General features: G+C 46.1%; 11 protein-coding genes. 8 read left to right on the forward strand and 3 right to left on the reverse strand.

Going from position 1 to position 18996, the window contains the following annotated elements; genetic code table 11:
- Positions 1-678: 678 nt before the first annotated feature.
- Positions 679-1572: a LysR family transcriptional regulator gene (locus QUB68_RS02195; protein WP_332988951.1), complete on the reverse strand. Its 894-nt coding sequence runs from the start codon at positions 1570-1572 to the stop codon at positions 679-681.
- A gap of 109 nt (positions 1573-1681) precedes the next feature.
- Between QUB68_RS02195 and QUB68_RS02200 the strand changes: the two genes are divergently transcribed.
- The 5 genes from QUB68_RS02200 to QUB68_RS02220 all read left to right on the forward strand — a co-directional run bounded on the left by QUB68_RS02200 (position 1682) and on the right by QUB68_RS02220 (position 6742).
- Positions 1682-2059: a hypothetical protein gene (locus QUB68_RS02200; RefSeq protein ID WP_332988954.1), complete on the forward strand. Its 378-nt coding sequence runs from the start codon at positions 1682-1684 to the stop codon at positions 2057-2059.
- Between the two features lie 109 nt (positions 2060-2168).
- On the forward strand, positions 2169-2873 hold the full coding sequence (locus QUB68_RS02205; RefSeq protein WP_332988956.1) for a DUF4079 domain-containing protein: 705 nt from the start codon (positions 2169-2171) through the stop codon (positions 2871-2873).
- Positions 2874-2888: 15 nt separating this feature from the next.
- Positions 2889-3242, forward strand: coding sequence for a cupin domain-containing protein (locus QUB68_RS02210; RefSeq protein ID WP_332988958.1), 354 nt, complete (start codon positions 2889-2891; stop codon positions 3240-3242).
- A 105-nt stretch (positions 3243-3347) separates the two neighbouring features.
- Positions 3348-4394 carry a DMT family transporter gene (locus QUB68_RS02215; RefSeq protein ID WP_332988961.1) on the forward strand — a complete coding sequence of 349 codons (1047 nt, stop codon included), beginning with the start codon at positions 3348-3350 and terminating at the stop codon, positions 4392-4394.
- A gap of 320 nt (positions 4395-4714) precedes the next feature.
- Complete coding sequence (locus tag QUB68_RS02220) at positions 4715-6742, forward strand: bifunctional serine/threonine-protein kinase/formylglycine-generating enzyme family protein (RefSeq protein WP_332988963.1); 2028 nt, start codon at positions 4715-4717, stop codon at positions 6740-6742.
- Positions 6743-7003: 261 nt separating this feature from the next.
- On the opposite strand, the gene QUB68_RS02225 is transcribed toward QUB68_RS02220, so the two are convergent.
- Positions 7004-8767: a DMT family transporter gene (locus QUB68_RS02225; RefSeq protein WP_332988966.1), complete on the reverse strand. Its 1764-nt coding sequence runs from the start codon at positions 8765-8767 to the stop codon at positions 7004-7006.
- A gap of 360 nt (positions 8768-9127) precedes the next feature.
- Here QUB68_RS02225 and QUB68_RS02230 point away from each other — a divergent pair, with 360 nt between their 5' ends.
- Both QUB68_RS02230 and QUB68_RS02235 read left to right on the forward strand, forming a co-directional pair.
- Positions 9128-9355: a hypothetical protein gene (locus QUB68_RS02230; protein ID WP_332988968.1), complete on the forward strand. Its 228-nt coding sequence runs from the start codon at positions 9128-9130 to the stop codon at positions 9353-9355.
- Entirely contained in the window at positions 9304-12639 is a 3336-nt protein-coding gene (locus QUB68_RS02235) for a non-ribosomal peptide synthetase (RefSeq protein ID WP_332988971.1), read from the forward strand. The genes QUB68_RS02230 and QUB68_RS02235 overlap by 52 nt, the downstream gene beginning before the upstream one ends.
- A gap of 189 nt (positions 12640-12828) precedes the next feature.
- Here the strand turns inward: QUB68_RS02235 and QUB68_RS02240 are convergent, their stop codons facing one another.
- Positions 12829-13938, reverse strand: a complete 1110-nt coding sequence (locus tag QUB68_RS02240) for an alpha/beta fold hydrolase (protein ID WP_332988974.1) — start codon at positions 13936-13938, stop codon at positions 12829-12831.
- Between the two features lie 154 nt (positions 13939-14092).
- Between QUB68_RS02240 and QUB68_RS02245 the strand changes: the two genes are divergently transcribed.
- Positions 14093-18961 (forward strand): amino acid adenylation domain-containing protein, encoded by a 4869-nt coding sequence (locus QUB68_RS02245; RefSeq protein WP_332988977.1) that lies wholly within the window; start codon positions 14093-14095, stop codon positions 18959-18961.
- Positions 18962-18996: the final 35 nt, after the last annotated feature.

The following is an 18996-nucleotide window of genomic DNA, read 5'->3' on the forward strand; positions in this document are numbered from 1 at the left end:
GAAGGGCTGGGTTCGATCCAATTGGGGTAAGGTGCTGGAAATAGGCATTATTTTTGGTGCTTGACGGTAGTTTTAGGGATTGCTTGATAGTGTTTTAAGAATAATAAGCGATATGAGGTACCCAAAGCAAGAAGGTGATTCCTGGAAAGCTTCAGATGATCCGCCATAGGTATTTATTGCAAGCCTATTCACCGATAGGATGGTTAGGGTTATAGCTGGTAAAAGTATAATCGTCATCTATTGCATGACATGGGAGGCTTCGCTTCAAAGCTTGTTTCACAGAATTCTCAGTAATCCAAATTTATTTCCCAATTTGTGCATTTGTTCGTCCCAAAGCAACTAATTCAGCAATTTGCAATTCACGAGGCGTTAATCGATCGCTCTTGAAAGATTGATGTGGTGATTCACGGATCGCGGGTTCATCGCGATCCGCGCAGCCCTGATCCACTTTGGCACGTAGATGCGCTATTACCAGTGGGTTGATCGCTCTTTTAGTTTCTAGCCTTATTATTCTAAAGCTCGATCGCAATAGCCAATACTTCAAAATTACCACTGGTGCGATCTCGCTTCAATCAGCGTGCGTTAGCGAAGCCAACGAAGAGGATCGCCCTTTGAGTCTTTAACCTTAATTGTTGTTGTTTCTATAATTGCTAGAATAGAATAGAATACTAATTAATCTCAAACCCAGGGATCGAGCTTAAATTCTTCCGCTAAAAAATCAATAAAACTAATTATTTTTGCCGGGTAAAAGCGACTGCGACGATATACCGCATGAATTTGCAACGGAGTCGGCTGATAATCCTGCAACACAACCTTGAGATCGCCCCGGTAAATCTCATCACCAAACATCCAGACTGGCGCGACAGCAATGCCCAAACCCGATAACACTGCCGATCGAATAGCCACAGAACTATTAGTTTGAAAACAGCCCCCAACCCGCACCTTAATAGTGCCATCTGTTCCTAAAAAATGCCACTCATTGCCCGTTGACAGATGGGTATATATAATACAATCATGATCCACTAAATCATCCGGTATTTGAGGTTCTCCCGCTTGCTCAAAATAGCCTGTTGTTGCCACTGTGACGCGGCGGGTAGTGCCGATGGGATGGCTAATCAAGGAACTATCCAGACGATTGCCAATGCGGATCAAAAGGTCTAAACCATTTTCTACAATGTCCACAAAATGATCCGCCATCATCAGATCGATCTTGACATCGGGATAGCGTTTCAGAAAGGCTTTTAAACGGGGGACAATCTGCATTTGCCCAAAAAGCACGGGACAGCCTAATCGTAAAATGCCTGTCGCCCGTTCTTTCTCTGTTAAACTGGCTTCCGCTTCGGCGATAGTTTCCAAAATTTGCTGACAGTATTGATAGTATTTTTTCCCCTCCTCAGTCAAACTCAAGTTCGTAGTAGAACGAGTGAGTAATTGTACCCCCAGATATTTTTCCAGAGCGGCGATTTGCTTGCTAATTGTCGGTTGCGTCGTCTGTTGTTCCCGCGCTACGGCCGAAAAACTCTTCATTTCGATCGCCCGAACGAAACTCTGCATACAGGCAATTCGATCCATACAGCACCTATTCCAAAATGGCATATAACATATTCTATTTTGCCTGCTTGTCAAAAAAATTGAAATAGATCATCATATCGTCATCAACCGTTGTCACCAAAAAACGAAGATGTTAAAACTCAAATCCCTCAGTCCTCTGTTCGCTACCCTAGCCCTTGCTAGCGCTATCAGCGCGGGAGATGTAGCTGTACATAGCTTTTTGCCCAAATTCCAAAATACGGCAATCGCCGCCCCGGAAATGACGGTTCAGCAAAAAATCGATATTATTAGTAAAAGTAAAGGACAAGTTGGTAGTGGCGACCAATTGCGACGATTTTTCTATGGTGATTTATTACCATTAGGAGTACAACCCGGTGGAGCAGGCATGGTGGTCAATCTCTACAACAAAGCCAATAATGTTACCTTCTCTTACTGTGCAACCTATGATGTCGTTGTCGCTGTGAAGCAAGGGAGAGTAGCAACTTTTTCCGCCGCTGAAGTCAAGTAATTTGCCTGTTCCCTTGCTGAGGGTAAGTAAGGGAAAATTCCGATAGATATATTGGAAAATACCGTGAATTAACAACTTAAACTCCATAGTGAATTAATGGATCTTTAACATGGAACTTCAAGACATATTTGCATTATTACATCCGGCGATCGCCATTATTGTGGTTTTTCCCTTAATCGGCATTGTGGTGAATCGCGCCCTACTCACCCGTCAACGTCGCCTGCAAGTTGCCGGTGGCGAAAAAAGTAAAATTCCGCCAGTAGTCGGTTCCGAGCACGTAGCGATCGGTAATTGGTTGAGCGGCTCAGTCGTAGGGGTTGCCCTACTGGGAATGGCCTATCCCATCTTTTCAAAAATGCTCAGTAACGACACCCTTACCAAAGAACCCTTTCGAGTCTTTTTTGCGATCGCCATTTTCCTGTTAACTATTGCTTCTTTCACACTACTATTTAGGGCAAGAGTTAAACTCTGGCGAGGCATTTTTGCCACTTTGACGGGCATGGGATTGATTATTTTAGGGCTTCACCCAGAAATTTATCGTCTAGATAATCAATGGTTTGTTTCCCATTTTTACTACGGTATTACAGCCGCTTTATTGATGATTTTTTCAGTGGCGATCGTCCAAGATATTTATCAGGACAAACAAAATCGCTGGCGCACCGTTCATATCATTCTCAATTGTTTTGCTCTGTTGCTATTTATCGGTCAGGGAATGACTGGTGCGCGGGATTTACTAGAGATTCCCCTCCATTGGCAAGAACACTATATTTATCAATGTGATTTTACCAACAAAACCTGTCCTCAACCAAAATAAAACGGTAACTTGAAAATGATAAAATCCATAATTTTAGCCCTAGAAGCTTATGTTCGTTTCTCCGATAGAGTCGCTACGGTGACACAAATTATTGAGACTGAAAATGCTAGCATCGCTATTTGGGGAGTCAAGCCTGGGCAAATTGTGCAAGGTCATTTTCACCCCGATGGACAAGATACTTGGGTGATGCTCCGGGGCACTTTGACCTATTATTTAGGCAATGGTGAAAGCCAAAGCTTGAATGCTGGTGAAGTTGCCATCGCAGAAAAAAATCAGATTCATGGGGCAGTGAATGAGAATAGTGAAGATGCTGTGTTTGTCTCCATTTATTCTGCTCCCCAAATAGGCTATAAAAAGGCATCACCTTAAGCTAAGTATAGCAGTTGACAGTTGATAGCAAACAGGTTGACAGTTGATAGCAAACAGGTTGACAGTTGACAGTTACATAGTACGGGAATCAAACCATATAAAATTATGAATATTGTTAATGGAGTCCATAAGATTTTAATGCGACTTCCCGGCACCATATATCTTGGCATTGCTGTTTTGATTTTTGCGAGTTCTAATTCTCTAACTCGTAAAATTGTTGAAATTGGACAAGCTCATGCTATAAATGGTCGAAATCCCATCTCACTCTGCAATGTCTTATTTGTGGGTAATATTTGTGCTTTGGGGTTAATGACTCTAATTTTTCATCAAGACTGGCAACCGAATACTCTGAAAGCTCTGACTCGTAAAGATTGGATTAGTTTAACCATTACAGGTATTTTATCGGGGGCGATCGCTCCAGCGTTAATTTTTAATGCCCTCGCACAGACAAATGTTACTAATATCGTTTTAATTGGGCGCATCGAACCAATTTTAACCCTGGTATTGGGTGTTTGGCTGTTGGGTTTGCGGGTCAATTTTTGGGCAAGTGCAGGCTCTGTGATTTCCTTAGCCGGGGTGATAGTGACTGCTTTTTTAGGGAGTTCTGACCAGACGATGACGATGGCTGGATTTCAAATTGGAACAGGAGAAATTTGTGTAGCGATCGCCGCTATCATTGGTTCCATTTCGACAGTTGTTGGTAAACTGCAATTACAATCAATTCCCTTGGGAATTTTTAGTATTTATCGCAATATTCTAGGGACGGTGATTTTTTTCCTATTGGCCAATCTCCTTTACGGGCCAAACCATTTTGCAGAAGTGTTATCTCCTTTTCTTTGGCAATGGATGATTGTCTATGCGGCGATTATTGTCGTCACTGGTCAATTATGTTGGTTAGCGGGTTTAAAAAAGGCGACTTCAACTGAACTAAATTTAGCCAATTTAGTCAGCCCAATTGCAGCTATAGTGATGGCTTATTTGATTTTAGGGGAATCTCCTAGTTTAGCTCAATATTTAGGGGGAAGTTTATTGTTGGTCGGGATTATATTGGGTTTTATTGGCCACCTATATGAGGCTAAAGTAAATCGAGAATTAGTTAACCCCAGTCCTCGCGATGCAATGGAAATGGCGATCGGTTTCCGGGGAGTTTAATATTTTTATCTGCATCTGTAAGTAGCCCAAAGGCCGATCGACTAATAACCGACAGTATTTCAGTCATATTTGCCGCCACGCTCACCGAGTCGTTAGCTCGCGCCATACTCAATACCCCATAGTTCAAAATTACCACAGGCTCGATCGCTCTTCAATTCGGTACGAGCTCTTCTTGTCTGTAGCCCGATCGCTCTTGAGAGAGAGTGCGATAATCTTTGTTTGGGCGATCGCCAAGTTGTAGTATACTGTAATATGTCAAAAAATTACTAAGAGCCAGAAAAGATATATCATAACCTTAACCAGATCATCTCTTCCCAGATATGTTCTACTGCTCGAATCCAAGGTGCTCTAATCCTTTCAATCCCGACAACTCTAAATTTTGTCAAAGTTGCGGCCAGCCCGACCTCACGCCTCTATTCAGAAACCGCTACCGCGTGATTCGACTGTTGGGCGAGGGGGGATTTGGCAGGACTTATGAAGCGGTAGATATCGATCGCATGGACGATCCCTGCGTCATCAAGCAGTTTGTGCCCCAAGTTCAGGGAACATCAGCACTTCAAAAGGCAACAGAACTGTTTCAGCAAGAAGCGAAACGACTTTACGAGCTCGGCGAACATCCCCAAATTCCTCGATTAATTGCTTATTTTGAACAAGACAAGCGGCTATATTTAGTACAAGAGTTGATTGAGGGGCAAAATTTACTGGCTGAATTAACTCAGCAGGGCGTTTTTAGCGAAGAAAAAATTTGGCAGTTGCTGGCAGATATTTTGCCGATTATGAAATTTGTGCACGATCGCAATGTCATTCACCGAGACATCAAACTGGAGAATATCATCCGCCGCCGCACCTCCCCCAATCCATCTCTAACCGCGGGAAATTTTCGCAATTCCGCTTTCCGCAGGGGAGCACGCCGAGAGTTAGTGTTGATTGATTTCGGCGTTTCCAAACAAGTGACGGGCTCGCTGATGAGCCAAGTAGGCACGACGGTAGGAACCCCCGGATATTCGCCTATGGAACAAATGCGCGGTCAAGTTTTCCCGGGAAGCGACTTGTACAGTTTGGGGATAACTTGCCTGAGACTGCTAACTCAATGTTTGCCAAAAGTTGACGGTTCTGATGACCTTTATGACCCAATTAACGGCGGCTGGATTTGGAGAGAACGCTTGCCCGCAGGCACAAAAATCAGCAGCGAGTTGGCAACAATTTTAGATAAATTAATTCAAGATTATCTCAAAAATAGATATCAATCTGCTGATGAAGTAATCAAAGCTTTAAATCTTTATTCTTTACCTCCCCAACCCCATTTTGCTAAGGGTGGACAACTTACTTTAAATTCTTCTCAGACCAAGGCAGCTCTACCTCCGCTAAATGCTTATCTGAGCGAGGCAGGACAACTTGCTATCAATACCCCGAGCGATCGCATGGGGCAAATCAACAGCAATATCTCTGTCAATCCGAGGGAAAAATCTAACACGAATCCGCCTCATAACCAGGGAACGCAAAGGATTGATGCTGTCAAAAGCACTTTTGAATTTCAGGTTTTGACAGTAGACAATCGCGGGAAGCAAGCTAATCTTAAGAGTGGGAAAGCGCATTTTTTTGAAGAACATCTCGGCCGCGGTACAGTCATGGAAATGGTATCAGTTCCTGGCGGTAATTTCCTGATGGGTACCCGAAAAGATCGGGGTGACAGCGACGAAAAACCGCAGCACCCAGTAACTTTAGCTTCTTTTTGTATTGGCAAATTTCCAGTCACTCAGGCACAGTGGACAGCCGTTGCAGCCCTGCCGGAAATTAAAATATTTCTCAATCCCGATGCTTCCCGTTTTAAAGGTGCAAATCGACCTGTAGAAAATGTATCTTGGTACGAGGCGGTGGAGTTTTGCGATCGACTTTCTTGCAAAACTGGTAAGCATTATCGCTTGCCTAGCGAGGCTCAATGGGAATATGCTTGTCGCGGGGAAACTGTGACGGCGTTTCACTTTGGGGAAACGATTACCAGCGAGTTAGCAAATTACAACGGAAATGCTAATTATGCTGAGGCGCCCAAGGGAGTTTATCGCTTTCAAACGACAGATGTTGGCAGTTTTAAACCGAATGCTTTCGGATTGTACGATTTGCACGGAAATGTGTGGGAATGGTGCGCGGATTCTTGGCACAATAATTACAACGGTGCGCCTGTCGATGGCAGCGTTTGGGAGTCTGGCGGCGACTCTTCGCTGAGGTTGTTGCGGGGCGGTTCTTGGAACGATCATCCTCCGAATTGTCGCAGCGCGTGTCGCCTCAGATATCAGCCGGATTGTAAGGCTAGTATTGTGGGTTTTCGTGTGGTTGTTTCTGTTGTTTGATCGGAAGAAGGAAGAAGGAAGAAGGAAGAAGGAAGAAGGAAGAAGGAAGAAGGAAGAAGGCTATAAAGGCTTCGCGAGCGAGTAAAAAGAAGGAAGAAGGAAGCTTTTTAGGGAGGCATATTTTACGCTTAATTAGGAATCAAAATCCGAGGACTCGCATTCCTCACTACGAACACTTTATAAAACAGGTTCGTAGTGAGGAATGCGAGTCCGCATAAATCCCAGGACTCGCATTCCTCACTACAAACATCAGTTTCTACCTTAACCAGCCTTCTTTTGAGGAGCCACCATACGTTCTACACTCATAGCAGCCACGCTCAACGTCACCACAATCATGCCGAGAATTGCCACAGGGTCCAACTTCTCATTGATAATTATAAACCCGAAGAGTGCGGTCATCGCCGGGCCCAAAGTGCCAATTACTGACGCTAATGCTGCTCCGGCATACCGGATGGCAAAATTGTTCAAAAGATAGCTAAACAGCGTCAGCACCCCTAAAACAACGCCTCCCACAATCAAACCCGGCCAAACATTTTGGTCGATTTGAGGAGCAAAATTTTCCGACAGGGGCACCCACAAACTCAGGGAGGAAAATACAAAAATTGCGGCGAAATTAACTAAACTAAAAGGAATCGGGTGCAGCTTGCCCGCGGCCATTTGCGTCAGCAATACGTAACCTGCAAAGGTAATCCCAGAAGCGAGTGCCGCCGTGACTCCCACCCCGACATTGCCGCCGCCCGGAGCTGGCGCCGCAAAACTGGGCCACCCAGCTAAAATCAGACCTAGGGTAATCCCGCCGATCGCCAAAAAGCCGATCGTACTTGGGCGAGCACCAAACAAGATCCAAGAACCCAGTACGGTGACGATCGGGTAAATAAAGAAAATTGTAATCGCAATCCCCGCCGGGATATTGCCGATCGCCAAATAAATCAAAACCTGAGACAAAAACAGAAAAAATGCGCTTCCTAAAACCTTGCTCCACAAAGCTCGATCGCCCGACTGGAACAACCGCCTGATATCTTTCCACACTGATGGATACAGAAATGTTGCCAATACTGGCATCAAAGCCATCACCACGATCAGCCGCATCAACAAAATCAACAAAGAATTTCCAAAACCCCGAGTCACCACTCCCTCAAGTTCAAACAAGCCAAAAATCATCCGAGGATTTTTGCTTTTAATTAAAATTCTTAAACAAACATTAAACATCGACAATACCACCGCCGAAGACAAAGCCAGAATCAAACCAGCCTGTACTTGAGAAGCTGCTTTCGCGGCTGCTGAGGGCGCTGCTGAGGGCTGCGGCAGGGCTGGCCGCGGTGCATCAGCAGGTGTTGGCTCCAGAACTTGGGGGCGGATAGAATTAGTTGATGCTTCGGGATAGGAATCTTGAGCATCGAAAGGATTGTCAAGATATTCTTCTTCTGCGAGTTCTTCCCTGATGCGGTTGACGAGATTTTGTAACAGCTCTTCCCCTTGCAGTTCGAGGGTTTTCATGTTATTGAGCCGCATGGAGAGTTCGCTTTCGTAGCTGCTCAAATCTTGTTCCAGCATCTGGAAACTGCGATCGATCCGATCGTCGAGCGCCGCCAATAACTCCGAAGCCCGTTCCTCATAGTTGCTCGGGGGCATGGGGAGCGGGAATTCGCCGCTGGGAATCGGGCTGCTGAGAGAATGTCCCGAGTTAGCGCTGAGTTCGTTGAACCGCTGCACCAACAAATCTTGCAAATTGTGAGCCAAAACTTGAGCCAACTGCTTCAGCCACAATTGCTGCTGCTGAATGTATCGCCCAGACAGAGATTCCATTTGCTGGGACTGCAATTTTCGATATTGCTCCCGGAGCCCTTCAATATCGTCAATCAGGTGATTTTTTTCTGTTTGCAGCCGAGTAATGTCCTGATTTAACTGACCTTTGACATTTTCATGCAAAGCGTCCAGTTCTTGCATTACTGAGTGGAGGACTTCTTCTGCTGATTGTGCATCCTCTGGCTCGCCCTTTGACGAGTATACGTTCCGCTGCGCCATTAGCCTATAACCTCTAATTTAAACTGCACGTTCAGTGTTCTTAAGTATTTTGGCTGCATCAGGTCGCAAGTTATAGTGAGTTGATCTAAAAGATTGCGGACACTGTTTAATCAATAGTAGTCGCTCAGCTAGAAATGTGAGAATAATTACGCGCGAGCGAAGCTATCGGGATCTTAATCGCCCCAAGAACACTTTGTGCAATTAGAAATCATACTACAGCTTGACCTCTGCACCGATTGCTCCCGGTAATTCTCGCATCCAACTCACCCGCAACGCTAGCAGGCTCGCCCGTTTCCAGACAACTAAAGTTGACGGTAGGGCCGAGACTCCTCACCCCTAAAGGCATAATTTGAGCATTAAATGGCCAGAAACCCGGTTTCTGGGCCCAAATCTCTGCCGCACTCTTGCACCCGGATTTATGATATTAAAAGTTCTATTTTTTTGTTCGCGAAAGTTTTAAGAGGCGATCGCACCCTGAAGAAGTCACCCCGCGCCATCAAAAAACTAACACATCCCATCCCCCGAGAGCAACAGATATGGTTTCCGAAAATTATGACAATTCCTTTACAGGCGATCGCCCAAACCTGAATAATTCCTCAGAAACCGAAGTATTTGTCTTTCCGGCATCATTTGCCCAGCAGCGCCTGTGGTTTCTCGACCAATTCGCACCGGAAAACCCTTTCTACAATGTAGTAACTGCACTGCGCTTAACTGGTTCCCTCAACTTGAGGGCCTTAGAGCAAACCTTCAACGAAATAGTGCAGCGCCACGAAACTTTGCGAACCACTTTTGCAGCGGTATCGGGCCAACCAGTGCAGATAATCTCTCCCGCTTGCAAGATTAATTTAAAACTATTAGAACTGCAACATTTGCCGCCAGAACAACGGCAAACAGAAGCAAAAAAACTCACCGCAGCCGAATCTCTTCGCCCTTTCAATTTAGCCACCGGGCCGCTGATGCGAGTCACCATCCTGCGGCTGACAGATAGCGAGCATATTCTCTTGCTAAATATGCACCACATAGCCTCCGATGATTGGTCGATCGGCGTGCTAATTCGAGAACTAGAAGCTATCTATACAGCTTTTATAAATCACCAGCCATCTCCCCTGCCAGAATTATCACTTCAATATGCCGACTTTGCCGAATGGCAGCGCGCATGGCTGCAAGGAGAAGTATTAGAAACTCAGCTAGCTTATTGGCGGCAGCAATTGCGCGGGATTTCGGTGTTAAATTTGCCGATCGATCGCCCTGCACCAGCTATGCAAAATTATCGAGGAAAAACTCAATATTTAGAACTGCCGAAAAAGCTGAAGGATGCACTTGTAGCGCTGTCGCAGCGAGAAGGAGCGACTTTATTTATGACCTTGCTCGCCGCATTTCAAACTTTGCTTTACCGCTACTCGCAGCAAGCAGATATTGTTGTCGGTTCGCCGATCGCCAACCGCAATCGCAGCGAAATAGAAGCATTAATCGGTTTTTTTGTCAACACTTTAGTGCTGCGGACAGACTGCTCGGGAAACCCGACATTTCGAGATTTTTTGGGGCGGGTGCGCGAAGTAACCCTGGGAGCTTACGCTCACCAAGATTTGCCTTTTGAGAAGCTCGTCGAGGAATTGCACCCAGAGCGATCGCTCAACCGACATCCGCTATTTCAGGTAGTATTCGGTCTACAAAATGCGCCTGTGGACGAGCTAGAATTGCCAGAATTAAAGTTGAGTTCTTTTCATTTAGAAACTCAAACAACGCGCTTTGATTTAGAGCTGCATTTGTGGGAAGCTGCGGATAAGTTTCGCAGCAGGTACGGCGAACATTGGCAAGATTCGCAAGGCCTAAGAGGCGTAGCTGTGTACAATCCTGATTTATTTGATGAAGTGACGATCGCCCGAATGCTGAAACATTTTAAAACGCTGCTGGAAAGCATTGTGGCGAATCCCGAACAAAGCATTGCTAACTTACCTTTATTGAGCGAGGATGAAGTGAATCACTTATTACGAGAATGGAACGATACTCGCACAGATTATCCTCAAAATCAGTGCATTCATCAGTTATTTGAGCAGCAAGTCGAGCAGCATTCGGAGGATGTCGCCGTAACTTGCGACAGCCAGCATTTGACTTACACAGAGCTCAACCGCAAAGCCAACCAACTGGCGCGCTATTTACAAAAACAGGGCGTGGGGGCGGAGGTTTTGGTGGGGCTTTGCGCCGATCGCTCGATCGACCTAATTGTCGGGATGTTGGCTATACTGAAGGCTGGAGGCGCTTATTTACCGTTAGATCCGAGCTATCCGCGCGATCGGCTAAACTTGATGCTGGAAGATGCGGGAGTTAAAGTCTTGCTAATTCAAGATAAATTGAGCGAAAATTTCCGAGACTTCTCGAATTTGGCGATCAACTTGAATTGCGACTGGGAACAAATCGCCCGAGAAAGTACCGAAAATCTCCCCAACACCGCAACCGCCGATAACCTAGCTTACGTTATTTACACATCAGGCTCCACCGGAAAACCCAAGGGAGTTGCTGTCACCCACAAAGCAGTAAATCGGCTGGTAATCAACACCAACTACATAAAAATAGCACCTACAGATAAAATTGCCCAAGCATCAAACGCTTCATTTGATGCAGCCACCTTCGAGATTTGGGGAGCCTTGCTCAACGGCGCTCAACTCGCAATAATTAGCACAAATATTACCCTTTCCCCTCACGATTTAGCATTAGAACTGCGCCAACAAAAAATTACTATTTTATTTTTAACTACAGCCTTATTTCAACAAATTAGCCGAGTTTTACCGCAAGCTTTTAATTCGTTGCGCTGCTTGCTGTTTGGTGGCGAAGTAGCGGATATTAGATGCGTGAAAAAAGTTTTAAAACAGGTGCAAACAACTAAAATAATTCACGTTTACGGGCCTACAGAAAATACCACATTTTCGGCTTATTATCAGGTGCTAGACGTACCGGAAACCGCCACATCTCTCCCCATTGGCCGCCCGATCGCCAATACGCAGATTTATCTCCTAGATGCGGAATTGCAGCCAGTGGCGATCGGCATTACAGGTCAATTGTACCTCGGCGGCGACGGACTGGCGCGGGGCTACCTCAACCGCCCAGATTTAACTGCTGCTGCATTCATTCCCAATCCTTTTAGCAACAAACCCGGTTCGCGCGTTTACAAAACAGGCGATTTATGCAGCTATCTAGCCGACGGGAACATCGAGTTTTTAGGCCGCGTTGACGACCAAGTAAAAATTCGCGGCTACCGCATCGAATTGGGAGAAATAGAAGCGGCTTTGTGCCAGCATCTACAAGTAAGCGAGGCGGTAGTAATTGTCAGAGAAGACATCCCGGGCGACAAACATTTAGCAGCTTACGTTATCCCTGACGGCATTAATAAAAAATCAGATATTCCCAATATCGAGTCAAGTGAATTGCGCCAATTCTTAAAAGCAAAGTTACCAGGATACATGATACCTGCAACTTATGCAGTGTTGGAGTCCATGCCGCTAACGCCCAACGGCAAAGTCGATCGCCGCGCATTACCTAACATAGATACAAACAGCGAGGATCTAACAGTAAATTATGTAGAACCTCGGAATGATATCGAAGAGGTGCTGGGCAAAATTTGGGCTAAAGTTTTGGGAAAACAGCAAGTTAGTATATACGATAATTTCTTTGAACTAGGCGGGCATTCCCTGCTAGCAACGCAGTTAATTTCTCGCATCCGAGACGCTTTGCAAGTCGAGTTACCTGTCAGCAATTTGTTTGAAGCGCCGACTGTGGCGAGTCTAGCAAAATACATTGAAACAGTGCGCTGGGCTGCAAAAAATCAAACAACTACCAACGCGATCGCAGATACTAGAGAAGAGGTGGAATTTTAAGGCCGCCACAGCCAGAACCTACAGGATTTTAAGTCAATACGCTTGGGTTAACACTGTTTATTCCTCGGAGATCCCCCTAAATCCCCCTTAAAAAGGGGGACTTTGAATGCTCTTGTCCCCCCCTTATTAAGGGGGGCTAGGGGGGATCAGGCTTAACTGAACCTACAGGATTTTAACTCACATTTTTAGTTAGGAAAATTCAGCGCAGAATGCCCTAACAGCTTCTGCAAACTGCTGGTTGTGCTCCATTAATGCCATGTGTCCTCCTTGCTGTATAGTAACTAGCTCTGCTTGAGGCAATTCAGCTTTCATCCGCAGGCTAGCTGGGGGGGTAGTGGCAATATCTGAATCGCCGCAGATCACCAACACAGGAATGTCAATTGATCGCAAAGTTTTTGTTTCGTCAAATTTGAACATTCCCAGGGTGCCGCGAGCCAGAACCCCCGGAGAACCCAAGGCTGATAAGAAACCTGAGAACTCTAATTGACCGCGCGTTTCAGTGCCTTTAAATCCCGATAATTCTACACTGATAAACAGCGAACCATTGAGATAGCTCAGCCAAGTCATTGCCCACATAATGGGTTCCAGAGCTGCGGCGAGGTAGAGAATCGGTTCGAGCAGCGGCTTCTGCAAAGCGCGCAATAAACCGCTAAAAATAGAGGTTTTGACGGGATTAGTATAAGTCGTATTTACGAGAATTAAACCAGCTACTCGACTACCGAGAAGTTCTGGGAAAAGCCGACAGAATGTGAGAGAAATCATGCCGCCAATGCTGTGTCCGAGTAGGATAACCGGTTTATTTCCTGCTAGGGAAACGACGGCTTCTAGATCGCGGGCAAATTTTTCTATGGAGTAGTCGCTGTTTTTTGGTCGAGTGGATTTTCCCAAGCCTGGAAGATCCCAAACAATCACTCGGTAGCGATCGCTAAGTTGGCGTTTCGCGTAATACCAAACCATACTATTCGGCCCCCAACCGTGCGAGAGGATAATCGGTTGTCCATCCTCTGGGCCGTAGAATTCTACTTGTAAAATAGTGCCATCAGGCCTCTCTACCCGCTGCACCGTACCCGTCCGCGTCGGCTTGGGTTCGTCAGCACCGGGGCGGCGGAACAGTGGCAAACTGATCAAGCGGCCGCCAACAGACCAAAGAAGCATCAAGACTCCGCTGACTAAGTAGGAAATTCCTACAAGTGCGCCGATGTAATATTCATAGACAATGTATATACCTCCGCCAAGTACGCCGATGGACAGCAGTCCCACCAGCCATAGGAACAGGAAATTGAAGGGCATGAAGGGCATAAGCTGAAACCTTGGGTAGGATTTTGGTTGCGGATTCAAACAGAATCATACTTAGGTTAGGCCACAGTCGGCAAGGGGTAAGTTAAGCTCTTAATTTGTGCGCTGGTGGAATTTCTTTTATTCATTTGCCCAAGTAATGACAGGATGACTCAAAATGCCAGACCCAAAAATATCGAGTTCATCGCCAAATGCAAGAGATTCTATCACGGTGGAGTTAGTAGAATTTATCTCTTACCTTCGCAGTTTAGATATTAATATTTTTGTTGAAGGCTCTCGCCTGCGCTGCAACGCTCCCGAAGGCATTATCACAGCCCAATTGCGCGCCGAAATTTCTCAGAAAAAAGCCGAGATAATTTCATTTTTACAAGCAGCTAATCGTAATTATAATTTTACTCCAGCACCGATCGTTCCGATAGAGCGCACCGGAAATCTACCGCTATCCTTTGCACAGCAGCGGTTGTGGTTTCTCGACCAATTAGTACCGAACAATCCTTTTTATAACGTTCCCGCAGCCTTGCGCCTGACGGGCACGCTGAATTTTCCGGCGCTGCAACAAACCTTCAATGAAATAGTGCGTCGCCACGAAGCTTTACGCACGAATTTAGCAGTGGTGGCGGGCGAACAAGTGCAGCAAATAGCTGATGGTTTTCATGTGCCGATTTATGTATTTGACTTGCGAAAATTTCCCGAACAATCTCGCCAAGCTGAAGCAAATCGGCTCGCGGCTAAGGAAGCTCAACACTCTTTCAATTTGTCAACTGACTTGTTGCTGCGCGTCACATTATTGCGGTTAGATGATGCGGAATATTTGCTGATGCTGAATATGCACCACATTGTCTCCGACGGTTGGTCGATCGGAGTGCTAATTCAGGAATTAGGCGCACTTTATACGGCTTTTGCTAGCGGAAAACCTTCGCCTTTAGCGGCTTTGTCGATCCAGTACGCTGATTTTGCAAAATGGCAGCGCGAATGGCTGCAAGGCGATGTTTTAGAAACGCAGCTTGCTTACTGGCGGCAGCAGTTAAACGGTATTTCTATGTTGAATTTGCCTGCGGATCGGCCCAGGCCCGCAATTCAAAGTTATCGAGGAAAAAGGCTGCTTTTGCAACTGCCAAAACCGCTCAGCGAGGCTTTGGAAATGTTGAGTCAGCGCCAAGGAGTGACGCTGTTTATGACAATGCTGGCAGCTTTTCAAACGTTGCTTTACCATTACGCGCAGCAATCAGATATTGTTGTCGGTTCGCCGATCGCCAATCGCAACCGCAGCGAAATAGAAGCATTAATCGGTTTCTTTGTCAACAGTTTGGTGCTGCGTACAGACTGCTCGGGAAATCCCACTTTTTTGGAACTTTTAAACCGAGTCAAAGAAGTCGCATTAGGAGCTTACGCTCACCAAGATTTGCCGTTTGAGAAGTTAGTAGAAGAATTGCACCCCGATCGCGCGCTGAACCAAAATCCCTTATTTCAGGTAGCCTTTGCGCTGCAAAACGCCCCCGCGCAGCCGTTAGAATTGCCAGAATTAACCTTCAGCCCGCAGCAGTTAGACGTGCAAACAGCCCGGTTTGATTTAGAGTTGCATTTGTGGGAGCGATCGCCCAACAGCTCGGGAGGCAACCAATCGCCCAGTAACAAGCTGTGGGTTGACACTTCCGAAGGCATCAGCGGCATGATGATTTACAGCGCCGATTTATTCGATGAAGCTACGATTAGCAGAATGATAGCGCATTTTCAAACGCTGTTAGAAAGTATTGTCGCAAATCCCGAACAGCGCATCGCGCACTTGCAATATATCAGCGAGCAAGAGCGGGATAAATTGTTAGTTGAATGCAACAAAAATCAGGTTGATTATCCGCAAGATTTGTGCGTGCATCAACTTTTTGAACTTCACGCCAAGCAAGCGCCGGATGCAGTGGCGCTGGTATTTGCAGGCGAGCAAATCACCTATGGAGAGCTGAATCTCCGCAGCAACCAACTAGCACGTTACTTGCAAAAAATTGGGGTGGGGGCAGAAGTTTTAGTCGGGCTGTACTGCGGGCGATCGATCGAGCTGATTGTCGGGATGTTGGCTATCCTGAAGGCGGGGGGAGCTTATCTGATTTTAGATCCGAACTATCCGGTAGCGCGATCGCACTTTATGCTAAAAGACGCTCAATTATCTGTGTTATTAACTCAGCAAAAATGGGTAGAAGATTTGCGCTCGCCCAATGTACAGATTATCTGTTTAGACACAGACTGGGCGATGATTTCCCAAGAAATCGCCGACAATCCCACCAGCGCCGCCACAGCCGAAAATCGGGCTTATGCGATTTATACCTCCGGCTCCACGGGAAAGCCGAAAGCGGTGGAAATTGAGCACGGGAGCCTGTTAAATCTGGTTTTTTGGCATCAAAGTGAGTTTGGAGTGTCAGCGGGCGATCGGGCTACGCAAATTGGTGCGATCGGCTTTGATGCTTGCGGCTGGGAAATTTGGCCGTATCTCGCCGCCGGCGGTAGCATCTACTTTCCCGAAGATGAGATCCGGCGAGATCCAGAAAAACTGCAAAACTGGTTAATCTCAAAATCAATTACAATTAGCTTTTTACCAACACCATTAGCAGCGCAACTATTGCAATTAGATTGGCCTCCAACAACAGCATTGCGAATCATGCTCACAGGCGGCGAAAAACTGCAACAATATCCTCTCAAATCCCATCCATTTAAGCTAGTAAATAATTACGGGCCAACCGAAAATACTGTCGTCACAACATCCGGTTATATTCCCGCAACAGAGTCCGATATCGCCCCAACAATTGGCCGCCCGATTGCTAACACCCAAGTCTACATATTAGACAAATATTTGCAACCCGTACCCGCAGGCATTGTCGGCGAATTGTACATCGGCGGAAACAAACTCGCTCGCGGCTACCTCAACCGCCCTGATTTAACCGCAGCCAGCTTTATTCCCAATCCTTTTCAACCAAATTCACGACAGAGAATTTACAAAACAGGCGACTTAGTGCGCTACCGATCCGACTACAACCTGGAATTTTTAGGGCGCATTGACGAACAAGTAAAAATTCGCGGTTTCCGCATCGAATTAGGCGAAATCGAAACAGTATTAACTCAACATCCAGCGGTGCAGCAAACTGTATTAACAGCTTTGGAAGATGCACAGCAAAATAAACGTTTAGTAGCTTATATAGCTCTGAATACCGAATATAGCACTGCCAGCGAAACCGACCAAATCCTGGAATTGCAAGCAGAACAAGTTTCGCAGTGGCAAATGCTCTACAATGAAACCTACAATCTACCTGCCGCAGACTCAGATCCAACATTCAATATTGTCGGCTGGAATAGCAGTTATACCAACCAACCAATCCCCGCAGAACAGGTGCGCGAGTGGGCGAACAATCAAGCCGCCCAAATTTTAGCTTTGCAGCCGCAGCGAGTCTTAGAAATTGGGTGCGGCACAGGCTTGATGCTGTTCCAAATTGCGCCTCGCTGCACTCAATATTGCGGCACAGATTTTTCACCAATTTCGATTAATTACATTCAGCAGCAATTGGCAAATCAACAGTTAGCCAATGTCACGCTGTTACAAAAAATGGCGACGGATTTTGCCGAAATAGAAACAGCAGCTTTTGACGCGGTAATTCTCAACTCTGTTGTACAATATTTCCCGAATATCGACTATCTCGTGCAGGTGATAGAAGGTGCAGTGAAAGCAACTGCTCCCGGTGGCTTTATCTTCATTGGAGATGTGCGTAGCTTGCCGCTGCTGGCTGCTTTCCACGCTTCAGTACAACTGTATCAAGCCGAACCGAGTCTCGCTGCTGAACAGTTGCAGCAGCGAGTACAAATGCAAATGTTTCAAGAAACAGAGTTAGTTATTCACCCAGATTTTTTTAGCGCTTTACAGCACTGCTTTCCGCAGATTGGCGGCGTAGAAATTCAATTAATTCGGGGCAGCTACCACAATGAGTTAACTCAGTTTCGCTACAATGCAATTCTGCATCTTGCACCGCAGAAAGATCCCCCCAACCCTTCTTATGAAGGGGGGCTAAGAAGTGTCTCTGACTTTAATGACAAACAAGAGCTTCAGAACCCCCCTTTTCAAGGGGGGCAGGGGGGATCGCAACTGCTAGATTGGTCGGAACAAAATCAGCATCTGACTGTTAGGAAGGTGCAACAAATATTATTAGAGAATCAACTGGACAGCTTGAAAATTGCCAATGTACCTAATGCGCGGGTAACTGTGGCGCTAAAAACGGCAGAATTGCTGTCAAATGCTGAGACAATTAAAACAGCAGCTCAGTTACAGAAAGCTTTGGAAAAACTCGGCGATTTAGGAATAGATCCCGAAGCTTGGTATGCTTTGCAAGTTCCGCATAATATTAGTATTTCTTGGTCAGATTCCGGCCGTGACGGGCGCTATGATGTAGTGTTTGTGCGGGGCGAAACTCGACATTTGAGGCAAGAAATCACCGTGGATAACTTGCTTCGCTCTTATGCTAACAATCCCTTACAAGCGAAAGCAGCGCGCAAATTAGTGCCGCAGTTACAGGCTTATCTAGCAGAAAAACTGCCTGACTACATGATTCCATCGGCTTTTGTGGTGCTGGAGTCGCTACCGGTGACTGCTAACGGAAAGGTCGATCGGCTCGCTTTGCCCGCACCGGAACCGATTAAGTTAGAATTAGCTGGCGGTTATATTGCGCCTCAGACTGCGGTTGAGCAAGTTTTAGTCAAAATTTGGGGTGAGGTTTTGGGAATCAAGCGTGTCAGTATCCGCGACAATTTCTTTGAATTGGGAGGCCATTCGCTGCTGGCGACTCAGCTTGTTTCTAGAGTGCGAGATGCTTTCGGGGTAGAGTTGCCTTTGCGCCGGGTTTTTGAAGCACCGACTATTGCAGAATTATCTAAGATTGTGGAAAGTTTAAAGGACAGCAGTGCTAAACTTAAAGTACCAGCCTTAGTTCCCGTCTCTCGCGAGAGCCGCAGGCTCAAATTATCATCCCTCAACCAAGAAAGCAAAGATAGATGATGAAAACTCTATTGTCCTTTTAAAAAATACACCCA

Source organism: Microcoleus sp. A006_D1 (assembly GCF_036702805.1).
In the GTDB taxonomy this organism is placed as follows: domain Bacteria; phylum Cyanobacteriota; class Cyanobacteriia; order Cyanobacteriales; family Microcoleaceae; genus Microcoleus.

Coding starts and splice junctions, on each gene's coding strand:
- QUB68_RS02195 (WP_332988951.1), bottom strand. CDS start 1,572: ATGGATCGAATTGCCTGTATGCAGAGTTTCGTTCGGGCGATCGAAATG.
- QUB68_RS02200 (WP_332988954.1), top strand. CDS start 1,682: ATGTTAAAACTCAAATCCCTCAGTCCTCTGTTCGCTACCCTAGCCCTT.
- QUB68_RS02210 (WP_332988958.1), top strand. CDS start 2,889: ATGATAAAATCCATAATTTTAGCCCTAGAAGCTTATGTTCGTTTCTCC.
- QUB68_RS02235 (WP_332988971.1), top strand. CDS start 9,304: ATGGTTTCCGAAAATTATGACAATTCCTTTACAGGCGATCGCCCAAAC.
- QUB68_RS02215 (WP_332988961.1), top strand. CDS start 3,348: ATGAATATTGTTAATGGAGTCCATAAGATTTTAATGCGACTTCCCGGC.
- QUB68_RS02240 (WP_332988974.1), bottom strand. CDS start 13,938: ATGCCCTTCATGCCCTTCAATTTCCTGTTCCTATGGCTGGTGGGACTG.
- QUB68_RS02230 (WP_332988968.1), top strand. CDS start 9,128: ATGGCCAGAAACCCGGTTTCTGGGCCCAAATCTCTGCCGCACTCTTGC.
- QUB68_RS02245 (WP_332988977.1), top strand. CDS start 14,093: ATGCCAGACCCAAAAATATCGAGTTCATCGCCAAATGCAAGAGATTCT.
- QUB68_RS02220 (WP_332988963.1), top strand. CDS start 4,715: ATGTTCTACTGCTCGAATCCAAGGTGCTCTAATCCTTTCAATCCCGAC.
- QUB68_RS02225 (WP_332988966.1), bottom strand. CDS start 8,767: ATGGCGCAGCGGAACGTATACTCGTCAAAGGGCGAGCCAGAGGATGCA.
- QUB68_RS02205 (WP_332988956.1), top strand. CDS start 2,169: ATGGAACTTCAAGACATATTTGCATTATTACATCCGGCGATCGCCATT.